This is a genomic window from Planktotalea sp. (assembly GCF_018607965.1).
Taxonomy (GTDB): Bacteria; Pseudomonadota; Alphaproteobacteria; order Rhodobacterales; family Rhodobacteraceae; genus Planktotalea.
Map to the genome: position 1 here is coordinate 1 of NZ_JABBAM010000029.1, position 20,155 is coordinate 20,155.

15 protein-coding genes and 1 pseudogene are annotated in these 20,155 nt (G+C 51.5%); 9 read left to right on the forward strand and 7 right to left on the reverse strand.

Features of this window, described 5'->3' with window-relative positions; all coding sequences use genetic code 11:
- Positions 1–2,014: translation initiation factor IF-2 (gene infB / locus QZ279_RS02075; RefSeq protein WP_293447289.1), on the forward strand; the 2,014-nt coding region annotated here is incomplete at its 5' end.
- Positions 2,015–2,378: 364 nt separating this feature from the next.
- Here the strand turns inward: infB and QZ279_RS02080 are convergent.
- From QZ279_RS02080 to QZ279_RS02090, 3 genes are read right to left on the reverse strand one after another with little or no spacing between them, the layout of a single operon-like run.
- Positions 2,379–2,777, reverse strand: a complete 399-nt coding sequence (locus QZ279_RS02080; RefSeq protein ID WP_293447292.1) for a (deoxy)nucleoside triphosphate pyrophosphohydrolase — start codon at positions 2,775–2,777, stop codon at positions 2,379–2,381.
- Complete coding sequence (gene argJ, locus QZ279_RS02085) at positions 2,774–4,000, reverse strand: bifunctional glutamate N-acetyltransferase/amino-acid acetyltransferase ArgJ (RefSeq protein ID WP_293447294.1); 1,227 nt, start codon at positions 3,998–4,000, stop codon at positions 2,774–2,776. Before argJ ends, QZ279_RS02080 begins: the two co-directional genes overlap by 4 nt.
- Positions 4,001–4,003: 3 nt before the next feature.
- Entirely contained in the window at positions 4,004–4,849 is an 846-nt protein-coding gene (locus QZ279_RS02090; RefSeq protein ID WP_293447295.1) for a peptidylprolyl isomerase, read from the reverse strand.
- Positions 4,850–5,024: 175 nt separating this feature from the next.
- On the opposite strand from QZ279_RS02090, the gene secA reads away from it, so the two are divergent.
- The 3 genes from secA to QZ279_RS02105 all read left to right on the forward strand — a co-directional run bounded on the left by secA (position 5,025) and on the right by QZ279_RS02105 (position 10,477).
- Positions 5,025–7,727, forward strand: a complete 2,703-nt coding sequence (gene secA / locus QZ279_RS02095) for a preprotein translocase subunit SecA (protein ID WP_293447298.1) — start codon at positions 5,025–5,027, stop codon at positions 7,725–7,727.
- Between the two features lie 118 nt (positions 7,728–7,845).
- Positions 7,846–8,838, forward strand: a complete 993-nt coding sequence (locus tag QZ279_RS02100; protein WP_293447301.1) for a hypothetical protein — start codon at positions 7,846–7,848, stop codon at positions 8,836–8,838.
- An 82-nt stretch (positions 8,839–8,920) separates the two neighbouring features.
- Entirely contained in the window at positions 8,921–10,477 is a 1,557-nt protein-coding gene (locus QZ279_RS02105; RefSeq protein ID WP_293447324.1) for a substrate-binding domain-containing protein, read from the forward strand.
- Here QZ279_RS02105 and radC read toward each other — a convergent pair.
- The 3 genes from radC to dnaK form a co-directional block, all read right to left on the reverse strand.
- Positions 10,474–11,223, reverse strand: coding sequence for a DNA repair protein RadC (gene radC, locus QZ279_RS02110; RefSeq protein WP_293447303.1), 750 nt, complete (start codon positions 11,221–11,223; stop codon positions 10,474–10,476). The two genes, QZ279_RS02105 and radC, sit on opposite strands and share 4 nt — an antisense overlap.
- A 100-nt stretch (positions 11,224–11,323) precedes the next feature.
- A complete protein-coding gene (gene dnaJ, locus QZ279_RS02115; protein ID WP_293447305.1) occupies positions 11,324–12,472 on the reverse strand; it encodes a molecular chaperone DnaJ in 1,149 nt (382 codons plus the stop codon).
- Positions 12,473–12,556: 84 nt separating this feature from the next.
- On the reverse strand, positions 12,557–14,476 hold the full coding sequence (gene dnaK, locus QZ279_RS02120) for a molecular chaperone DnaK (protein WP_293447307.1): 1,920 nt from the start codon (positions 14,474–14,476) through the stop codon (positions 12,557–12,559).
- A gap of 230 nt (positions 14,477–14,706) precedes the next feature.
- Between dnaK and QZ279_RS02125 the strand changes: the two genes are divergently transcribed.
- A complete protein-coding gene (locus QZ279_RS02125) occupies positions 14,707–15,303 on the forward strand; it encodes an alpha-ketoglutarate-dependent dioxygenase AlkB (RefSeq protein ID WP_293447310.1) in 597 nt (198 codons plus the stop codon).
- 66 nt (positions 15,304–15,369) lie between these two features.
- Here QZ279_RS02125 and QZ279_RS02130 read toward each other — a convergent pair whose 3' ends face one another.
- A complete protein-coding gene (locus QZ279_RS02130) occupies positions 15,370–16,191 on the reverse strand; it encodes an ABC transporter permease (RefSeq protein WP_293447313.1) in 822 nt (273 codons plus the stop codon).
- Between the two features lie 122 nt (positions 16,192–16,313).
- Between QZ279_RS02130 and cysQ the strand changes: the two genes are divergently transcribed.
- The 4 genes and pseudogenes from cysQ to galU form a co-directional block, all read left to right on the forward strand.
- Positions 16,314–17,111, forward strand: coding sequence for a 3'(2'),5'-bisphosphate nucleotidase CysQ (cysQ, locus tag QZ279_RS02135; protein WP_293447315.1), 798 nt, complete (start codon positions 16,314–16,316; stop codon positions 17,109–17,111).
- Positions 17,112–17,912 (forward strand): manno-octulosonate cytidylyltransferase, encoded by an 801-nt coding sequence (locus tag QZ279_RS02140; RefSeq protein ID WP_293447318.1) that lies wholly within the window; start codon positions 17,112–17,114, stop codon positions 17,910–17,912. It abuts the gene before it with no gap.
- Positions 17,913–18,007: 95 nt separating this feature from the next.
- Positions 18,008–19,153 (forward strand): annotated as a pseudogene (locus tag QZ279_RS02145) (glycosyltransferase); the annotation flags it as partial.
- Between the two features lie 116 nt (positions 19,154–19,269).
- Positions 19,270–20,155, forward strand: an 886-nt coding sequence (galU, locus tag QZ279_RS02150) for a UTP--glucose-1-phosphate uridylyltransferase GalU (RefSeq protein ID WP_293447321.1), incomplete at its 3' end; no start/stop codon positions are given.

Below are 20,155 nucleotides of genomic sequence, written 5' to 3' on the forward strand. Positions count from 1 at the left end.
CAAACCTGCGCCTGCGTCGCGCGCTGCGCCAAACAAACCAGCGCCAGCTGCCACCCCGCGTAAAGCGGATCGCGAGCAACGTGATAACCGCGGCAAAGGTGGCGCGAACGATGGTCGCCGTGCAGGCAAGCTGACATTGAACCAAGCGCTGACGGGTGGTGACGGTCGTCACAAATCCATGGCTGCGATGAAGCGTAAGCAAGAGCGCGCACGTCAAAAGGCGATGGGTGGCACGGTCGAGCGCGAAAAGATTGTGCGCGACGTTCAGCTGCCGCCAGCGATTGTTGTGTCGGAATTGGCCGCACGTATGGCTGAAAAGACAGGCGCGGTTGTGAAGTCTTTGATGAACAACGGCATGATGGTCACGCAGAACGAAACGATTGATGCCGACACTGCCGAGCTGATCATCGAAGAGTTCGGCCACAAGGTTGTTCGTGTTTCTGATGCGGACGTCGAAGATGTGATTGCTGAAATCGTTGACGACGAAAAGGACCTTGTGTCCCGCCCACCAATCATCACGATCATGGGCCACGTTGACCACGGCAAGACATCTTTGCTGGATGCGATCCGCAACGCGAAAGTGGTTGCTGGCGAAGCTGGCGGCATTACGCAGCACATTGGTGCGTATCAGGTGACAACGGATACGGGAGCTATTCTCAGCTTCCTCGATACACCGGGTCACGCGGCGTTTACGTCGATGCGTTCACGCGGTGCTCAGGTGACAGACATTGTTGTTCTGGTTGTTGCGGCGGATGACGCTGTGATGCCACAAACGATCGAAGCGATCGCCCATGCGAAAGCGGCAGGCGTTCCGATGATCGTTGCGATCAACAAGGTCGATAAGCCGGGTGCAAACATCGATAAGGTTCGTACTGATTTGCTTCAGCACGAAGTGATTGTTGAAAAGATGTCTGGTGAAGTCCAAGACGTCGAAGTTTCCGCGATTACGGGTCAAGGTCTGGATACTTTGCTTGAAGCCATTGCGCTTCAGTCAGAAATTCTGGAACTGAAAGCCAACCCTGATCGCGCTGCACAAGGCGCGGTTATCGAGGCTCAGCTAGATGTTGGTCGCGGTCCTGTTGCGACGGTTCTGATCCAGAACGGTACGCTTCGTGTTGGTGATATCTTCGTTGTGGGTGAGCAGTACGGTAAGGTTCGTGCGCTGATCAACGATCACGGCGAGCGTGTTAAAGAAGCGGGTCCATCGGTTCCTGTTGAGGTTCTTGGCCTGAACGGCACACCAGAAGCGGGCGACGTTTTGAACGTGGTTGAAACCGATGCACAGGCGCGTGAAATCGCTGAGTATCGTGAGAAAGCTGCAAAAGACAAACGTGCTGCGGCCGGTGCTGCGACAACGCTTGAGCAGTTGATGGCGAATGCCAAGGCTGACGAAACGCTGACAGAAATGCCAATCCTCGTGAAAGCGGACGTTCAAGGGTCTGCTGAAGCGATTGTTCAGGCAATGGCGAAAATCGGTAACGATGAAGTCCGTGTTCGTGTTCTACACTCTGGTGTTGGCGCGATTACGGAAAGTGATATCGGTCTGGCGGAAGCATCCGGTGCACCAATCATGGGCTTTAACGTTCGTGCGAATGCGACAGCGCGTAACACAGCAAATCAGAAAGGTGTCGAAATTCGTTACTATTCGATCATCTACGATCTGGTTGATGATGTGAAAGCAGCGGCCTCTGGTCTGTTGAGCGCGGAAATTCGCGAGAACTTTATCGGTTATGCGAACATCAAAGAGGTGTTCAAGGTTACTGGTATCGGTAAAGTCGCGGGTTGCTTGGTCACAGAAGGCGTTGCACGTCGTTCTGCGGGTGTGCGTTTGCTGCGTGATAACGTGGTTATCCACGAAGGTACTCTTAAGACGCTCAAGCGTTTCAAGGATGAAGTTGCCGAAGTTCAGTCCGGTCAGGAATGTGGCATGGCGTTTGAGAACTACGATGACGTTCGTGCAGACGACGTGATCGAGATCTTTGAGCGCGAATCAGTTGAGCGTAATCTCGAGTAATCATAAAACGACACAACATAGAAAAAGGGGCCTTAGCAAAAGCTTGGGCCCCTTCTTTATGCTTTGGAAGCAAATTTAAGCTGCGCAAAAGGCGCGGATAAATCAGGCGGCGGCCGTGATGGGCTTACCAGCAAAATGCTGATTCCCAACTGATACGACAATGCGCCCGTCACTAAGAGCGCGAACAAAAGTGCCTTGGACCTGAACACAGGTCCCCATGATGATTGTACGAAGCATGAGTTTCTCCCCCAAGAAATCGACCTTTGGGCCGATGCATGCAATTAATAAAGTCAGCTTGTCAGTATTTCGTTAAAATATCTATAATAATTTAGTCATATTTGACGTTTTGTTTCTTTAATTCTCCCTACAGCCAATCTCTTAGTATTGGGATCAGGGGGATGTCTGCCGCTGGCATCGGGTACTTGCTCAAATCCTGCGCCTTTACCCACTTTAACGCCTGATTCTCTCGGGATTGAGGAATTCCATCCCACTTGCGGCATGCAAAGAGCGGCATGAGAAGGTGAAAGCTGTCGTAGCTATGACTGGCGAACGTCAAAGGGGCAAGGCAGCTTTCCCATGTATCGATTCCCAGCTCTTCTTGCAGTTCGCGAACCAAAGCGACCTCGGGTGTTTCGCCCGCTTCGACTTTGCCACCTGGAAATTCCCACAAGCCTGCCATTGATTTGCCCTCTGGGCGTTGCCCTAAAAGAACGCGGCCCTCTACATCGATTAAAGCGACAGCTGAAACCAGAACAGTTTTCATGAACGGTAGTCTGCGTTAATCGTGATGTAGCCATGCGTTAGATCGCAGGTCCAAACGGTACTTTTGCCGTCGCTCAGCCCCAAATCGACAGCGATAACAAGGTGGTCGTTTTTCATGTAGCTCGCGCCGTCACCTTCTTTGTAATCAGGGCTGACCCAGCCGTTTTCGGCAACCAGTACGTCGCCGAATGAGATGCTAAGCAGATCACGGTCCGCAGCCGCACCAGATTTACCGATCGCCATAACGACACGGCCCCAGTTGGGATCTTCGCCCGCAATCGCGGTTTTTACGAGGGGTGAGTTCGCGATTGCCAAGCCATGCACACGTGCGTCTTTGCTGTTAGCAGCACCCGTGATTTGAATTTCGACCAGTTTGGTCGCGCCTTCACCGTCTCGGACAACTTGGAGCGCAAGGTCCTTCATGACGCTATGCAGAGCGTCGCGGAAATCTGCGCTACCCGTGACATCAACACCGCTGGTTCCAGTTGCAGCGACAAGGAGGGAATCTGAAGTGGACGTATCGCTATCGACGGTGATCGAGTTGAATGTGACTTCGTTTAGTTCAGACACCATCGCCTGCAATTCGGCACGCTTGATCTTGGCGTCTGTGAAGATGTAGACCAACATCGTCGCCATATCAGGGGCAATCATGCCAGACCCTTTGGCGATACCTGCGATGGAAACAGACGTCCCGTTCACATCGATCTGTGCACCCGACCCTTTGGCAAAGGTATCTGTTGTGCGGATCGCTTCGGCAGCGTGTTGGATAGAGCTTTCGCTTAAAGCACCCTTTAATTCATCAATCTTTGCTGTGATTTTGGCATGGGCCAAAGGTTCGCCTATCACGCCAGTCGAGGATGAAAAGACCCGTGTTTCTGGTATGCCAAGCGACGTAGCAACCGCACCAGTTACTGCGCGCGTGGCTTCAATCCCGTTCTTCCCAGTGAATGCGTTCGCATTGCCGGAATTCGCGATAATTGCGGCGCCCGCGTCACTGTCGCTGCCAATTTTGGCCTGACAATCCAGAACAGAGGCTGCACGTGTTGAGGACTTGGTAAAAGCACCCGCCACAACACTGCCAGCGCACAATTGCGCAAGCATAACATCGGTCCGCCCAGAATAGCGCACACCTGCTTGCACGGAGGCAAAAGACACGCCGCGGATCAGCGGCAAGGACGGAAAATGCTCTGGCGCGAGCGGGGAACGTTGCGGCGTGTCTGCCATGAATTATTTCTCCAATAGTGAGATGTCTTTGAGCTGGGAAACGTCGATATCCGCAGCCGGTGCTCTTGAAATGGTAGCGCTATTGGTCAGTTCCGAAATATATTTATCAACGATCTGCATGCGCACTTCCTGTTCAAGTTCTTCGCGAACATCTTCCATTTCAGGGGCATCCATGGACCGGGACGCGTTTAATTTGATAACATGCCAACCGAATTGCGTTTTGATAGGTGCCGAAATCGCTCCGTCATCCATTCTTGCAACCGCCTTTTCAAATTCGGGCACCATCTGGCCTTTGCCAAACCAACCCAGCGCGCCGCCACGCGGGCCAGATGGACCAGTGGACTTTTCTTTTGCGAGATCTGCAAAATCAGCGCCACCCTCAAGGGTCGCAACAAGTGCTTTGGCTTCTTCTTCGGTTTCGACCAAAATGTGTGACGCATCAAATTCTTTTTCTGGCGCAGCGTTCGCGTATTTCGCTTCGTATGCAGCTTTGACTGAAGCGCGCGTAACGGCATCGGCCAGAACGCTGTCCATATGTTCGGCTGCCATCAGCGAGCGTTGTTCGTTTTCTAGTGCTAGGCGAACGCGTCCGGGAATACGATCACCGGCTGCTTGGGCCAAAACGGTCTGTTGAATAATTTGATCCAAGATGCCCTTAAACAGCACCTCGTCAGGTAAATCGCGGTATTGATCGGGCAGGCCAGAGCGGACCACGATCATGTGACCCATCGTGATATCAATGCCATTCACTGTCGCAACAACGGCATCTGCACCCGTTTCTGCATAAGAAGGCATTGCAAGTGTCGCTGCAAAGGCGACTGTGGCCAAAAATTGAGTGCGTTTTAACATAGTTTATTCCTTGTTTTGGACCGCTTTATTGCGCGGCGTTGACACTGGCATATCCGACCCTTACATCAAATTCAGGCTTCGGTTCGAGCCGTCTTTCACCCTCTTATCTATGGGTTGCGTGCAGGGCGAGCAAGCAGAGCATGAGCACAAAGACGTCAAGAATGGATGAGCGCAGATGCTAGGACTTGGAAAAATCACCAAAAAGATCTTCGGAACGCCGAATGATCGTAAAGTGAAGGCCACGCGCCCGATCGTAGATAAGATCAATGCGCTGGAGACCGAGTTTGAAAAACTCAGCGACGAGGGTCTGATCCAAAAGACTGCAGAGCTGAAAGAGCGCGCGATTGGCGGCGAAAGCCTTGACGATATATTGTCAGAAGCCTTTGCAAACTGTCGCGAAGGTGCGCGCCGTGCGCTGGGTCTGCGAGCGTTTGATACGCAGTTGATGGGCGGCATTTTCCTACATCAGGGTAACATTTCAGAAATGAAAACGGGCGAGGGTAAAACCCTTGTTGCGACGTTGCCTGCATATTTGAACGCTTTGACAGGAAAAGGCGTTCACGTTGTGACCGTGAACGACTACCTTGCCAAACGTGACTCTGAGTGGATGAGTAAAGTGTTCGGCGCTTTGGGTCTGACCACGGGTGTTATTTTCCCGAACCAGCCTGACGACGAAAAGAAAGCGGCCTATGCCTGTGACGTGACATACGCCACAAACAACGAGCTGGGCTTTGACTATCTGCGCGACAACATGAAGTCTGAGCTAAGCCAGATGTTCCAGCGCGATCATAACTTTGCGATTGTGGACGAGGTTGATTCAATCCTCATCGACGAAGCACGGACGCCTTTGATTATTTCTGGCCCTGCTGCGGACCGTTCAGAGCTGTATATGGCGATGGACCTGATCATCCCTGAATTGACGGATGAGCACTTCGAACTGGATGAAAAAACGCGTAACGTATCCTACACGGAAGAGGGCAATGAGTTCCTAGAGAACCTGCTTTTTGAAAGGGGTCTGCTGGAAGAAGGCGCGACGCTTTATGATCCCGAAAGCACGACGCTTGTTCACCACGTGAACCAAGGTTTGCGCGCGCACAAGCTGTTCACAAAAGACAAAGATTACATCGTCCGCGATAATGAAGTCGTTCTGATCGACGAATTCACGGGCCGTATGATGTCGGGGCGTCGTTTGTCGGATGGTTTGCACCAAGCGATTGAAGCGAAGGAAGGCTGCAACATTCAGCCAGAAAACGTCACGCTCGCGTCGGTCACTTTCCAGAACTATTTCCGTCTGTATAACCGCTTGTCTGGTATGACAGGTACGGCCATGACCGAAGCGGAAGAATTTGCTGAAATCTATGGCTTGGGTGTTGTTGAGGTTCCAACGAACCGTCCGATTGCGCGTGTCGATGAGCACGACCAAGTGTTCCGTACAGCAAAAGAGAAATACGACGAAATCGTTGTTGAGATTAAGAAGTCACATGAGTTGGGTCAGCCCTGTCTTGTTGGTACGACGTCGATTGAAAAGTCTGAATTCTTATCCGAACTTTTGACCAGCGCGGGCCTTCCGCACAATGTTTTGAACGCACGCCAGCACGAGCAAGAAGCGCAGATTGTTGGCGATGCCGGTAAGCTTGGTGCGATCACGATTGCGACGAACATGGCGGGTCGTGGTACAGATATTCAGCTTGGTGGAAACCTCGATCTGAAGGTGATGGAGGCGATTAACGCTGATCCAGAAGCCGATCCAGAAAAGGTGCGTGCGCGCATTGAGGAAGAGCATCAGGTTTGGCGCAAAAAGGTGCTGGAGGCGGGCGGTCTTTATATTCTCGCGACCGAGCGCCATGAAAGCCGCCGGATCGATAACCAGCTTCGCGGACGTGCGGGCCGTCAGGGTGATCCAGGGCGTTCATCGTTCTTCCTGTCCCTTGATGACGATCTCATGCGCATCTTCGGGTCCGAGCGTTTAGACAAAGTTCTGTCGTCTATGGGCATGAAAGAGGGCGAAGCGATTGTGCATCCTTGGGTCAACAAATCACTTGAGCGCGCGCAAGCGAAGGTTGAGGGCCGTAACTTTGACATTCGTAAGCAGCTTTTGAAGTTCGACGATGTGATGAACGATCAGCGTAAAGTGATCTTTGGACAGCGCCGTGAAATTATGGAAGCATCAGACCTTTCTGAGATCACGCAAGATATGCGCTATCAAGTGATCGAAGATTTGATCGACCAGTACATGCCGCCAAAAACCTACGCTGATCAATGGGACATGGGAGGTTTGCATGTTGCTATTGCTGAGGCGATCAACATTGATGTGCCTGTGCAAGATTGGGGCGTTGAAGAGGGTGCCGACGATGAAGTGATCCGTGAGCGGCTTGAGAAAGCAGCAGACGGATCGATGGCACAAAAGGTTGCTGCATTCGGTCCAGACAACATGCGCCAGATTGAAAAGCAGATGTTGCTGCAAACGATTGACGGTAAGTGGCGCGAGCATCTTGTGACGCTTGAGCACTTGCGCTCGGTCGTGGGTTTTCGTGGTTATGCGCAACGTGATCCGCTGAATGAATATAAGAACGAAAGCTTCCAGCTGTTCGAAGCGATGCTTGATAGCTTGCGCACTGAGGTGACGCAAAAGCTGGGTCAGGTTCGTCCAATGACGGAAGAAGAGCAGGCGGAAATGGTTGCGCAGATGCAAGCACAGCAAGCCTTGGCACAAGATGCAGGCCGCGAAGCGTCCGCAGAAGTATCGCAGTCGCCTGAACCTGAGTTAACTGGCTTTGATGAAACAGACAGTTCCACGTGGGGAAATCCGGGTCGCAATGATCCCTGCCCCTGTGGATCTGGCAAGAAGTTCAAGCACTGCCACGGCAGCTTGACATAAACGCAAACAAGGCAGAATTGGGATGGCGGTCTGAAAGAGTCCACACCACCGTCCCATTCTCGCCCCGTTTGGGCGCGAAGAGTACCTCCGAACAGACAAACCCTCGGAGGGCAGAATCGTGGATATCAAACGGATCGTAATGGCTGGCGGCGTTTTGGCGACAGCTGGCGCAATTGGATTTGTCATGCAAAATGGCGAGTCGGCACAAGCGCGGTATGCTGGCGTTGCGGAAGTGCCAGATATCTCCGGAACTGCTGAACAGCCTTTGCAGGTTACCGATATTACGTTGACTTCGGCGGTTGCTGATACTGCTGATATGACAGCAAAAAAAGAAATACTGGCCACAGACAAGATTATTTCTGACGCAACGGCCATGCTAAAAGAAGAAGCTATTGCGCCGGTCGTAAAGACCGCTGCGCTTGAGGAAATTCTGCTCCCTGAGATTAAGAAAGCCGATCCGTCTGCGCCGAAATCTCTTTGCGAAACAAATTTGAGCGCTACGCCAATCGCCGCTGCAATGGTGGAGATTTCGTTGTCCACGAATTGTTATCCTAATGAACGTGTAACATTCCACCACAACGGAATGATGTTCACGGATGCGACTGACCGCGACGGTAACTTGAACCTGTCTATTCCAGCACTGTCAGAAAACGCTGTGTTCATCGTCGCGTTTGCGAATGGTGAGGGCGCTTTGGCGAACGCTAAGGTCCTAACGCTTGCGTCCTTTGACCGTATGGTCGTTCAGTCAAAAGCTAAAAGTAATTTGCACATCAACGCGTTCGAATTTGGTGCTGAATTTAGCGATGCGGGCCATGTGAGCGCAGAATCTGGACGCAAGATTGAAGACGCAGCCAACGGAGTCGGCGGATCTATCACATCTTTGGGTGACGCAAAACAGGGCGAAGCCCTTGTTGCTGAAGTCTACACATTCCCGACCAGCGCATCCAAAATGCAGGGCGATGTAGTTGTTTCTGTTGATGCAGAGGTGACAATTGCAAATTGTAAATTGCGGTCTGCGTGTCGAAGCGCAAACATTAGAAGTCCGCATGGGCAGTCCGATGAAAGTGCAAGACCTGTCGCTGCCAATCCCCGCTTGCAGCGCGGTTGGTGATTTTCTGGTGTTGCAAAACCTGCTACAAGACCTAAAAGTCGCGAGCAACTAGGCGCGCGTCAACTGGGACTTTGAACCAATGATGATACAACATGCGGCGAAACTCGCCGCATTTTTCATTTTGCTGATGACGGCCACCGTTGCGGCGCAAGACGTGACGCTGAAGTCACCTGATGGCTCTGTTGAAGTAAATGGAACGCTCCTAGGCTTCGATGGCGATTTCTATCGGCTTGAGACTGTTTACGGTGAACTCACGGTGGATGGATCTGGCGTGAATTGCGAAGGACCTGCTTGTCCGGATCTGCAGAACTACGTCGCAGAACTTTCAGTCTCTGGATCCGCCACAATTGGTGAAGTGCTGATGCCTGCGTTGATCGAAGGATTTGCACTTAGAAAAGGGTATCGCGCTGTCCGTGAACGCACTGATGCCACGCGTTTTACATATAGCTTGCGCAACAAAGCGGACGATGCGCTTTTAGGTAAGTTCAGCTTTCGTGTCACGAATACGGACGAAGGCTTTGCCGATTTACTGGCGGATGAAGCTGATATCGTCATGTCCTTGCGTGAAATTCGCCTGACAGAAAACAGGCGTGCGAATGAAGCAGGCCTAGGCGATCTGCGCGGACCTAATCGTAGCCGTGTTTTAGGTTTGGATGCGATGGTCCCGATTACAGCGCCGGGTAATCCTGTTGACGCTATCTCGCCTGCAGTTCTGGCGCGTGTGTTTGCAGGAAGGGTTACGAATTGGCAGCAACTTGGTGGGCCTGATGCACCGATTTCCATTCATTTGCGCGATCCCAAGTCAGGTCTTTCACAAGCGGCCCAAGATCGATTGATGGCGCCTGCTGGTCTGGTTCTAGACAGTAACGTCGTGCGCCATGCTACTAACAAGGCACTTACGTTGGCGGTTACAAATGACCCTTTTGCTATTGGTATTTCTAGCTATTCGGAAACAGGGAACGCGGATATTTTGGTGCTGACTGGAACGTGTGGTTTTTCTTTGCGTGCGGGGCGCGTGACCATAAAAACGGAAGATTACCCTCTGACCGCGCCCATGTTTCTTTATATCCCTGCACGTCGTTTGCCGAAACTGGCCCGTGAGTTTTTAACGTTTACACGTTCACCGACCGCACAAATCGTTATCCGTCGTGCTGGATTTGTAGATCAAGCGCCCGAAGAGTTGTCGATCAACGAACAAGGCGATCGTTTTGCCAATGCGATTTCTCTGATCGGGACAGAAATTAATTTGAGCGAAGTAAAACGTTTGGTGCAAACCCTTTCCGCGATGAAGCGCTTGAGCACGTCGTTTCGTTTTCGCGCAGGCTCTAGCACTTTGGATGCCCAATCGTTGTCCAACGTTCAACAACTTGCTCGTGCAATTGAAACGGGCGTCTATGATGAACGCTCTCTTAAATTCGTAGGCTTTAGTGACGGCCAAGGTCCGGCTGATGGGAACAAGCGCATTGCGATGCAACGCGCGCGTGCTGTTTTAGCGGCTGTTAAAAAGGCAGCGGAAACCGTCGATTTAGACGACCTGAATATCTCGGTGGATGCGTTTGGAGAAACGCTACCAATGGCATGCGACGGCAGTGCGTGGGGTCGTCAAGTCAATCGCCGTGTTGAGGTGTGGGTGCGTTAAAGCAATCCTTTGCTGACGAAACTTGTTTCCCCAGACGCGCCGATTATCAGGTGATCGTGAAGTGTGATGGATAGGCTGTCTGCGGCCTGTTTGATTAATTGGGTCATTTCAATATCGCTTTCTGACGGCGCTGGATCGCCAGAAGGGAGGATGAAGGCGCATGCGTTTAACTCTAAGGCGCGTTTCAGAACTTCACGGGGATAGACTGGAACGTGATCGACCGTGCCCACACCCATGACTTCATCAGCAATCAGCATGTTCCGTCGATCTAAGAAGAGCACGTGAAATTCTTCAGTCTCTTTATGGGCCAACGTGGTGCGGCAGTAGTTCAGTACAGCGTCCCAGCTAGAGATGAGGGGGCGATGTGTGATACGTGCCTTCGCGAGACGTTTTGAGGCACTGTAAACCAGCTTTAGATCTTGTGCGGCGACAACCCCGATGATCGCCTCTAGACGTGCATTATCAGCGGCAAGTATGCTAGCAAGAACACCGAATTCAGCGAGGACCTTTTTGGCAAGCGGCTGTGTGTCTTTGCGCGGGGATGAATGTAGCAACATCAACTCAAGCATCTCAGCGTCGCTTAGGTGATCCGCCCCATGATTTTGAAAACGCGCGCGCAGGCCCATGTGCCTGTCACGCTTCTGGGTTTCGTATAGCCCAAGCCGTCGGCGAGAGGTTTTGTCCGCCTTGCGGTGATCAAAGTGCGGGGCGGGTGTGTCGGTGAAGTGGGTTTGTTGAATGCTCATACTTACCTTGATCAGCCGATTCGATAAATTTTATGTTAAAATTAAAAATGCCCGGCTCAGATGAATACTGGCCGGGCATAAATTTTCAATGCTAGGCGCCTTAACCTTTCATGCCATCCCAGAAGGATTTCACGGAGGAAAAGAAGCTTTTACTTTCGGGATTGTTGTCCTCAGAGAGGTCTTCAAATTCCATCAGCAGTTCTTTTTGACGGCTTGTCAAATTAACGGGTGTTTCAACGGCAAGTTCGATGAACATATCACCTGTGCCTGCGCCACGAAGTGCTGGCATGCCTTTGGCGCGAAGACGCATTTGGCGGCCAGATTGGCTACCTGCGGGGATCTTCACACGGCTACGGCCACCATCAATCGTTGGAACTTCGATGTCGCCACCAAGCGCGGCTGAGGACATTGAGACAGGAACGTTGCAGAATAGGTTCGCGCCTTCGCGTTCGAACAGCTTGTGTTTAGCCACCTCGATAAAGATGTAGAGGTCACCAGATGGGCCACCGCGCATGCCTGCTTCGCCTTCACCGCTAAGACGAATGCGTGTGCCAGTTTCAACGCCTGCTGGAATGTTCACACTAAGCGCACGTTCTTTTTCAACGCGGCCTTGTCCAGCACAAGAACTACAAGGGTTCTTGATGATTTGACCCATGCCTGAACAGGTAGGGCACGTGCGTTCAACAGTGAAGAAACCCTGCTGTGCGCGTACTTTACCCATACCCGAGCATGTTGGACAGCCCGTTGGTTCAGCACCATCATCTGCACCAGTGCCTTCACAGCTGGAACAGTTAACAGCGGTTGGGACGTTAATGGTCTTTTGCAAACCACTGAACGCATCTTCAAGAGAAACACGTAGATTGAACCGCAGATCAGAACCGCGCGCAGCACGGTTTCGACCGCCACCACCGCCACGTTGACCGCCCATAAAATCGCCAAACAGATCGTCGAACACGTCAGAGAAGGCAGAGCTAAAATCGCCCTGACCGCCGCCACCCGGCCGTCCGCCGCCGCCCATGCCGCCTTCAAAGGCTGCATGGCCATAGCGGTCATAGGCAGCCTTTTTTTCGGGATCTTTTAGGATTTCGTGGGCTTCATTCGCCTCTTTGAACTGATCCTCGGCCTTCGGATTATCCGAATTGCGGTCAGGGTGCAGTTCTTTTGCTTTAGTGCGATAGCCCTTTTTGATCTCATCGGCGCTTGCGCCTTTTGAGATACCTAGAACGTCATAATAGTCTCGTTTTGACATAACACTCCCCCTTTGAGGAAACGCATTGGGCCGACCCGGTAAACAGGCCGGCCCTTTAGGGTGCGATCACGCTATCAGCGCGTCTTACCCGCGTTTTTTGTCGTCGTTGTTCAGGTCTTCGAAATCGGCATCTACGATGTCGTCATCCTCAGGGCTCTCGTCGGCTGCCATAGGCTCGTCGTCGCCTTCGCCATCTTGGCTTGCCTTGTAGATCGCTTCGCCAAGACGCATAGCGACCTCTGTGACGTTCTGGATACCGGACTTAATCTTGTCGGCATTGTCTGTTTCCAGCTCGTCCTTAAGTGCGGCTATCGCCAGCTCGATTGCTTCAACAGTAGACGGATCAACCTTGTCGCCGTGCTCTTCCACAGATTTTTCGGTCGAGTGAATCAAGCTTTCGGCTTGGTTTTTGGCTTCGATCAATTCGCGGCGCTCTTTATCAGAATCTGCGTTCTCTTCAGCGTCCTTAACCATCTTATCGATGTCGGCATCGGACAAACCACCAGAAGCTTGGATCGTGATCTTCTGCTCTTTGCCTGTGCCTTTATCCATCGCACCAACGGCTACGATACCGTTTGCGTCGATGTCGAAGGTGACTTCGATCTGTGGCAGACCGCGTGGTGCGGGTGGGATGTTTTCTAGGTTGAACTGACCAAGCATCTTGTTGTCGCCCGCCATTTCACGTTCGCCTTGGAAAACACGGATCGTCACTGCGCTTTGGCTGTCTTCTGCTGTGGAGAAGATTTGAGACTTCTTTGTTGGGATCGTTGTGTTGCGGTCGATCAAGCGTGTGAACACGCCACCTAGCGTTTCGATGCCGAGGGACAAAGGCGTAACGTCCAAAAGAACAACATCTTTGACATCGCCCTGAAGAACACCAGCCTGAATGGCCGCGCCCATCGCAACAACCTCGTCAGGGTTTACACCCTTATGTGGTTCTTTGCCGAAGAACTTGGACACTTCTTCAACAACGCGTGGCATACGTGTCATGCCGCCGACGAGGACGATTTCGTCGATGTCGGTTGTCTTTAGGCCCGCATCTTTCAGCGCTGCTTGGCAAGGCTTGATAGATGCTTTGATCAAATCAACAACAAGGCTTTCCAGTTTAGCGCGCGTCAGCTTCATCACCATGTGAAGAGGCTGGCCACCTTTTGGGTCCATCGAAATGAACGGCTGGTTGATCTCTGTCTGGTTAGCAGAAGACAGTTCGATCTTCGCTTTTTCAGCCGCTTCTTTCAAACGCTGAAGCGCCATCTTGTCTTTGGTCAGATCAACGCCGTTCTCTTTTTTGAACTGATCCGCAAGATAGTTAACGATGCGCATGTCAAAGTCTTCGCCGCCAAGGAACGTGTCGCCGTTGGTGGATTTTACTTCGAACAGACCGTCGTCAATCTCAAGGATTGTAACGTCGAATGTACCGCCGCCGAGGTCATAAACCGCGATGGTGTGTGTTTCTTCTTTATCAAGGCCATATGCCAGCGCTGCTGCTGTTGGCTCGTTAATGATGCGTAGGACTTCCAGGCCGGCAATCTTGCCTGCGTCTTTTGTTGCCTGGCGCTGTGCGTCGTTGAAGTACGCAGGGACGGTGATAACCGCCTGTGTAACGTCTTCGCCGAGATAGCTTTCAGCGGTCTCTTTCATCTTGCCAAGAATGAATGCAGAGATTTGGCTAGGGGAGTACTTCTCACCCTTTGATTCAACCCATGCGTCACCGTTTCCGCCGTCAACAACGGAGAATGGCAGGTTTTTCATGTCTTTTTTCAAATGCTCATCATCGTAACGACGACCAATAAGGCGCTTTACACCGAAGACTGTGTTGTCTGGGTTTGTGACGGCCTGGCGTTTCGCTGACTGGCCTACAAGGCGCTCGTCATCTGTGAAAGCGACGATAGACGGTGTCGTACGTGCGCCTTCTGCGTTTTCGATCACGCGAGGCTGAGAGCCGTCCATGATGGATACGCAACTGTTTGTTGTTCCGAGGTCGATACCAATAACTTTGGCCATGTGTTTAATCCCTTTTTTCGTCAAGGCGATGTTACGAGACGCAAACCCGTTACGGCATCCGCGCCCCGATTGGTTAGCTGATCTGCGGTGGTGCAGTTCAACGTTCGAGCGGTATATAAGGAGCGCAAATGGGTGCTGCAAGGATCGCGAGGCACTCATTTCGTGATTTAGGCGCTCTTTGGCGAAATTTTCGCATTTAGAATGAAAAAGGAGTTAATTGAGTGACTCAAATGATGAGTATTAGGGGTTTTGACATTTATAAAGGCTTGCTGAGTTCTGAGGAGCAAAGTGCCTTGGTTGATGCTGTTCGTGATGTTGCGAAGGCTGCGCCGTTGTTTTCGCCGATGACCCCTTACGGAAAACCGATGCGCGTGCGCATGACGTCAGCTGGGCGGTTTGGCTGGGTGTCTGATCGGTTGGGTTATCGATATTCGCCTACGAATCCTGAGGGAATGGCGTGGCCTGACATTCCTGCGCCTGTCTTGGATGTATGGGAGCGTGTGAGTGGGTCGACCCGCGCACCGGAGTGTTGTTTGATGAATTTCTACGGTGAAGATGCGCGCATGGGGATGCATCAAGATCGTGATGAAGAAGATTTCGCGCAGCCTGTGGTGTCGATTTCACTTGGAGATGACGGGTTGTTTCGCATTGGTGGTAAAGAACGCGGTGGATCAACGGAGTCGGTTTGGTTGAATTCAGGGGACGTGGTCGTGATGGGTGGTGATGCGCGTTTGACGTATCATGGGATCGATAAGATTCGGTTTGGATCATCGCGATTGTTGTCCAAAGGCGGGCGTTTAAATCTGACCTTGCGCGTTGTTGAATAAATGCGGGAGGGGGCCAGCCCCCACGCTGCGCGCCCCCCGAAGTTTATATGGAAAGATGAAGTTCGCTTATTGTCGTGCGCTCCAACTCGTGGAGGCATGTTTGCGGGTGTAAAATTTGCCCATCATGCCGATCATGAAGAAAATGAGTCCAACATAAAGCGCGTATTCCCATGAGGAGTTGCGCGGCGCGTAGTTCACAAATGCATATCCTCGCGATTGATCGATGCAGTGAAACAACAGATTCCAATCGAACATGTTGAGGAGTTGAGGGGTCAGTGTGTTTGCAACGAACATTTTGCCAGAAGCGATCATATTTGCACGTTGATAAATAGTCGAAAGAAGGGACGATAGGCCCGGTGACCACGGTTTGATAGCGAGGAACACGAGACCGACTGCGACCGCCGTAAACCAGGCGAGCAGGATCATGAACATAACGCCTGCCACGTTTTGAATTTCAAACGGTGTCACGAGAACATGGTAGGCGAACATGATGACAAAAAGCGAAAGCATTTGGATGTAGAGCTGCGTCAACGCGGCCGCAGCGATCGAAATCGACGTGTTCATGGGCGCGTGTTTCATCATCGGAGAGGCTGGCCCTTCGGACCCTGCCACCGTGCCAACAGTTTTGATATGCGTCATGAACAGGAAGATACCTGTCATGATATATACCATAAAGTCCCCGCGTAGAACTGCGCCGCGCAAGCCGAGAGTGGAGAACATAAAGAAAAAAGCGAGAACAAAGATGATCATCTGCATCAAGTTTAATGCGATACTCATCAAGGCATTCCCGTGGGTCTTGCGAATGCTTCGCACGATATTATGGTACACGAGGTCACTAAACGTCATGACCTTGCCAAATGTGGTTTCGCCTTTTCTAATCTGAAACATGTGTGTTTTGCTTGATATCGAACGAATTGATTGATGATTATTGCCGTTCGTGTTGCTTCATATAATAAGAGACGTGGATAATTTATCAACGTTACCAATAATTTTGGGTAGGAATTGGGCAAATGGACTACAATCAACTTGAAGAGGTGATGCGTCGCTTATCCCTAGCGGCGGGCGATGTGATCATGGACATTTATGGCCGTGATGATTTCGACGTTAAATCCAAATCTGACAATAGCCCAGTGACAGCAGCAGATGAAGCAGCGGATGCGTTGATCTCGAAAGGTTTGCGTGCGGCGTTTCCTGACATGATGTTGGTGACGGAAGAGCAATCTGAGTCCCACACAGCCAAGGGGGAAACGTTCTTGATCGTCGATCCATTGGACGGAACGAAAGAATTCATCCACCGCCGTGGCGACTTCACTGTGAATATTGCGTTCGTTGAGAACGGTATCCCAACACGTGGTGTGGTTTATGCGCCTGCAAAAAAGCGGATGTTTTACACGCGCGCAGATGGTCAATCGATTGAAGAGACCGGGCTGCTGCATCCTGATGTGGTTGGGCAGCAGAACATCATTGGCGTCAGTAAGCCTGACAATAAGGCGTTGTTTGTGGTCGCTTCTAAATCCCATCGTGATCAAGCGACGGATGACTACATCAACAAATACAAAGTGCGCGATATGAAGAGTGCGGGATCATCGCTGAAATTCTGTCTGATCGCGACGGGTGAAGCGGATATTTATCCGCGTGTCGGACGCACGATGGAGTGGGACACTGCTGCAGGCCATGCCGTTTTGACGGGTGCAGGCGGGCGTGTTGTGCGTTTTGATAACCATGAGGACTTGAAGTACGGCAAGGATGATTTCGCCAATCCATTTTTCATCGCGTATTCGCCCGATGTTGAATTGAAAGAAGCGTAAGTGTCTGTTCTGATTGTTATCCCCGCACGCTACGCGTCGACGCGTTATCCTGCGAAACCACTTGCTGAGCTTAAGGGATGTACTGGTGTTGGTCGATCTTTGATCCAGCGTGCATGGGAGGCGGCGAGCGCCGTGAGCGGTGTGGATCGTGTGGTCGTCGCGACAGATGATGATCGAATCAAGCACGCGGCTGAAGCATTCGGTGCCGAAGTTGTTATGACGCCGGAGAGCTGTGCAAATGGAACGGAGCGCTGTGCGTCTGCCTATGACATTCTTGGGAGCGATGCGGAAATTGTTGTGAACCTGCAAGGGGACGCACCGCTGACGCCGCATTGGTTTGTGGAAGATCTAATGAACGCGATGCGCAACACGCCTGAATCAGATATTGCAACGCCCGTTTTGCGCTGTGATGGGCGCGCTTTGAATGGGTTCTTGGCTGATCGCAAAGCTGGGCGCGTTGGTGGAACGACAGCCGTTTTTGATACGCACATGCGGGCAATGTATTTCTCGAAAGAGGTCGTTCCGTTTACATCGGCGACTTATCCCAATGAAGCGATGACGCCTGTTTTTCATCACGTAGGCGTCTATGCCTATCGCCCCAAAGCATTGGCTGCCTATCCTACATGGCCTGTTGGTCCATTGGAGCAGCTTGAGGGTTTGGAGCAGCTGCGCTTTATGGAGCAAGGCGGCACTGTGCGCTGCGTCGAAGTGCAAGCAAAGGGCCGTCAGTTTTGGGAATTGAATAACCCCGAAGATGTCCCCGTACTTGAGCAAATGATGAGGGACATGGGGATTGAATGACCCAACCTGCCGTCTCTGTCATTGTTGTCAGCAGAGGCCGTGCTTATGATTTACAACTCTGTTTGATTGGGATTTAGCAACTCGACTACCCTAGTTTCGAAGTGATCCTTGTTGCGGATACGGATTGCATCGCTTCTGCTAAAGCGCTCCCTTTCTTCGAGAACATCAAAATAGTTGAGTTTAACGAAGCGAATATTTCTGCGGCGCGCAATCTTGGGATTGCAGAGGCGGCTGGGGAGATTGTCGCGTTCATTGATGATGATGCTGTGTCAGAACCAACCTGGCTTCGCTATCTAATTTCTGGCTTTCACGATGCGGATGTGGTGGCGGCGGGTGGTTTTGTAATAGGTCGCAACGGGATCAGCTTTCAATGGAAAGCCCGAAGTGTTGATTGCTGTGGTGTCGCGAGTGCGCTTGAGGTTGATCCGGAAAAGATCAGTGTTCTGACACCGCAAAATGGACGGGCGATAAAGACAGAAGGCACGAATATGGCGTTGCGTCGTGATGCGATCGCGCAGCTTGGTGGGTTTGATCCCACGTTTCGGTTCTATCTTGATGAGACAGACGTAAATTTCCGCTTGATGAAGGCTGGGTATCGAACGGCAATCGTGCCACTTGCGCAGGTCCATCATGGGTACAAAGCCAGCGCGACCCGGCGGAGTGATCGTGTGCCGATGGATTTGTTTGAGATCGGAGCGAGCATAGCAGTTTTTCTTCGTAAACATGCACCTGACCAGACGCATGAGGCCTCTTTGACGTCAGCGCGTTCAGAGCAAAAACAACGCGCCTTGAGACATATGGTAGATGGACGGATCGAGCCGCGTGACGTCGGCCGTCTGATGGCTACGTTTGAACGAGGTGTCGAGGATGGCAAAGTGCGTTCGCTTGACGCAATGGATTTTTTGGTTTTTGCGCGCTCAGGGTTTGAGCCGATGCCGCAGCAGGTTTTTGGTGAACAAGTTGTTCTATCGGGCCGACCGTGGGACAGAACAGCATTATTAGCGAAAGCTGACAGTGTGGTGAAAAGTGGTAAACGTGTAAGTCTGTTCATTTTTTCGACCACAGCTCGGGCACATAGAGTGCAGTTCACAAAACAAGGGATTTGGATGCAAACCGGTGGTCTTTTTGGACGTAGTGAACGCAGTGGGCGACGTTTCAAATTGAGATCACGGCGTCAAAAACTCTCGCTTGAGTTGAGCCGCCTTGCTAAGCAACGAGATTTTAAGACAGAAGGCGCATAAAACGGTGCAGATTGGAAACAATACTGTCGAATCTTATTCCAAGGACATGATTTAAAACCATTGTTTGTTTAGTCATGTTTCAAAGGTTAAGTGGTTTAAAGCACAAGGGTAACGTGATGCGTAACAAAGTAACAAAAGCAATTTTTCCAGTCGCTGGATTGGGAACGCGGTTTTTGCCTGCGACGAAGTCTGTACCGAAAGAGATCATGACGCTCGTTGATCGCCCTCTTATCCAATATGCTATCGACGAAGCGCGAGCCGCTGGGATCAAAGAATTTATTTTTGTGACGTCGCGCGGCAAGGGTGCTCTTGAAGATTACTTCGACCACTCACCTCAGCTTGAAAATGAACTTCGTAAGAAGGGCAAGCAGGACCTGCTCGATATTTTGAAGACAACGAACATGGACAGTGGTGCGATTGCATACATGCGCCAGCACAAAGCGCTGGGCCTTGGTCACGCGGTTTGGTGTGCGCGCCGTCTCATTGGTAATGAGCCCTTTGCGGTGATCCTGCCCGATGACGTTATTGCCGCTGAAAAGCCATGCTTGCAGCAGATGATCGAGGCCTACGAAGACATCGGTGGCAATATGGTTGCTGCGATGGAAGTGCCGCCAGCAAAGGCATCCTCTTACGGTGTTTTGGACGTCCAAGAAGACATGGGATCCATGGTGTCCGTCAGGGGTATGGTGGAAAAGCCAGCGCCAGGGACAGAGCCATCGAACTTGGCTGTCATTGGTCGCTATATCCTGTCGCCAAACGTTTTGAAGAACCTGAATAAGATTAAATCTGGTGCGGGTGGCGAAATACAACTGACTGACGCGATTGCAGCAGAGATTGGCACAGATCGCGGGGTCTATGGTTATCGTTTCAAAGGTCAGCGTTTTGATTGCGGATCCAAGTCCGGCTTTTTACAGGCGACAGTATCTTTTGGTCTGTCGCGGCCTGATTTACGCGACGATCTGTATGGTTATCTGTCTGATATCATGGCAGCAGATAAAGCAG

What these genes read in the sequence shown, in the direction of transcription:
- dnaJ (WP_293447305.1), bottom strand. Translation starts at nt 12,472, where the DNA reads ATGTCAAAACGAGACTATTATGACGTTCTAGGTATCTCAAAAGGCGCA.
- QZ279_RS02080 (WP_293447292.1), bottom strand. Translation starts at nt 2,777, where the DNA reads ATGAAAACTGTTCTGGTTTCAGCTGTCGCTTTAATCGATGTAGAGGGC.
- cysQ (WP_293447315.1), top strand. Translation starts at nt 16,314, where the DNA reads ATGGACTACAATCAACTTGAAGAGGTGATGCGTCGCTTATCCCTAGCG.
- argJ (WP_293447294.1), bottom strand. Translation starts at nt 4,000, where the DNA reads ATGGCAGACACGCCGCAACGTTCCCCGCTCGCGCCAGAGCATTTTCCG.
- secA (WP_293447298.1), top strand. Translation starts at nt 5,025, where the DNA reads ATGCTAGGACTTGGAAAAATCACCAAAAAGATCTTCGGAACGCCGAAT.
- radC (WP_293447303.1), bottom strand. Translation starts at nt 11,223, where the DNA reads ATGAGCATTCAACAAACCCACTTCACCGACACACCCGCCCCGCACTTT.
- QZ279_RS02105 (WP_293447324.1), top strand. Translation starts at nt 8,921, where the DNA reads ATGATACAACATGCGGCGAAACTCGCCGCATTTTTCATTTTGCTGATG.
- dnaK (WP_293447307.1), bottom strand. Translation starts at nt 14,476, where the DNA reads ATGGCCAAAGTTATTGGTATCGACCTCGGAACAACAAACAGTTGCGTA.
- QZ279_RS02130 (WP_293447313.1), bottom strand. Translation starts at nt 16,191, where the DNA reads ATGTTTCAGATTAGAAAAGGCGAAACCACATTTGGCAAGGTCATGACG.
- QZ279_RS02090 (WP_293447295.1), bottom strand. Translation starts at nt 4,849, where the DNA reads ATGTTAAAACGCACTCAATTTTTGGCCACAGTCGCCTTTGCAGCGACA.
- QZ279_RS02125 (WP_293447310.1), top strand. Translation starts at nt 14,707, where the DNA reads ATGATGAGTATTAGGGGTTTTGACATTTATAAAGGCTTGCTGAGTTCT.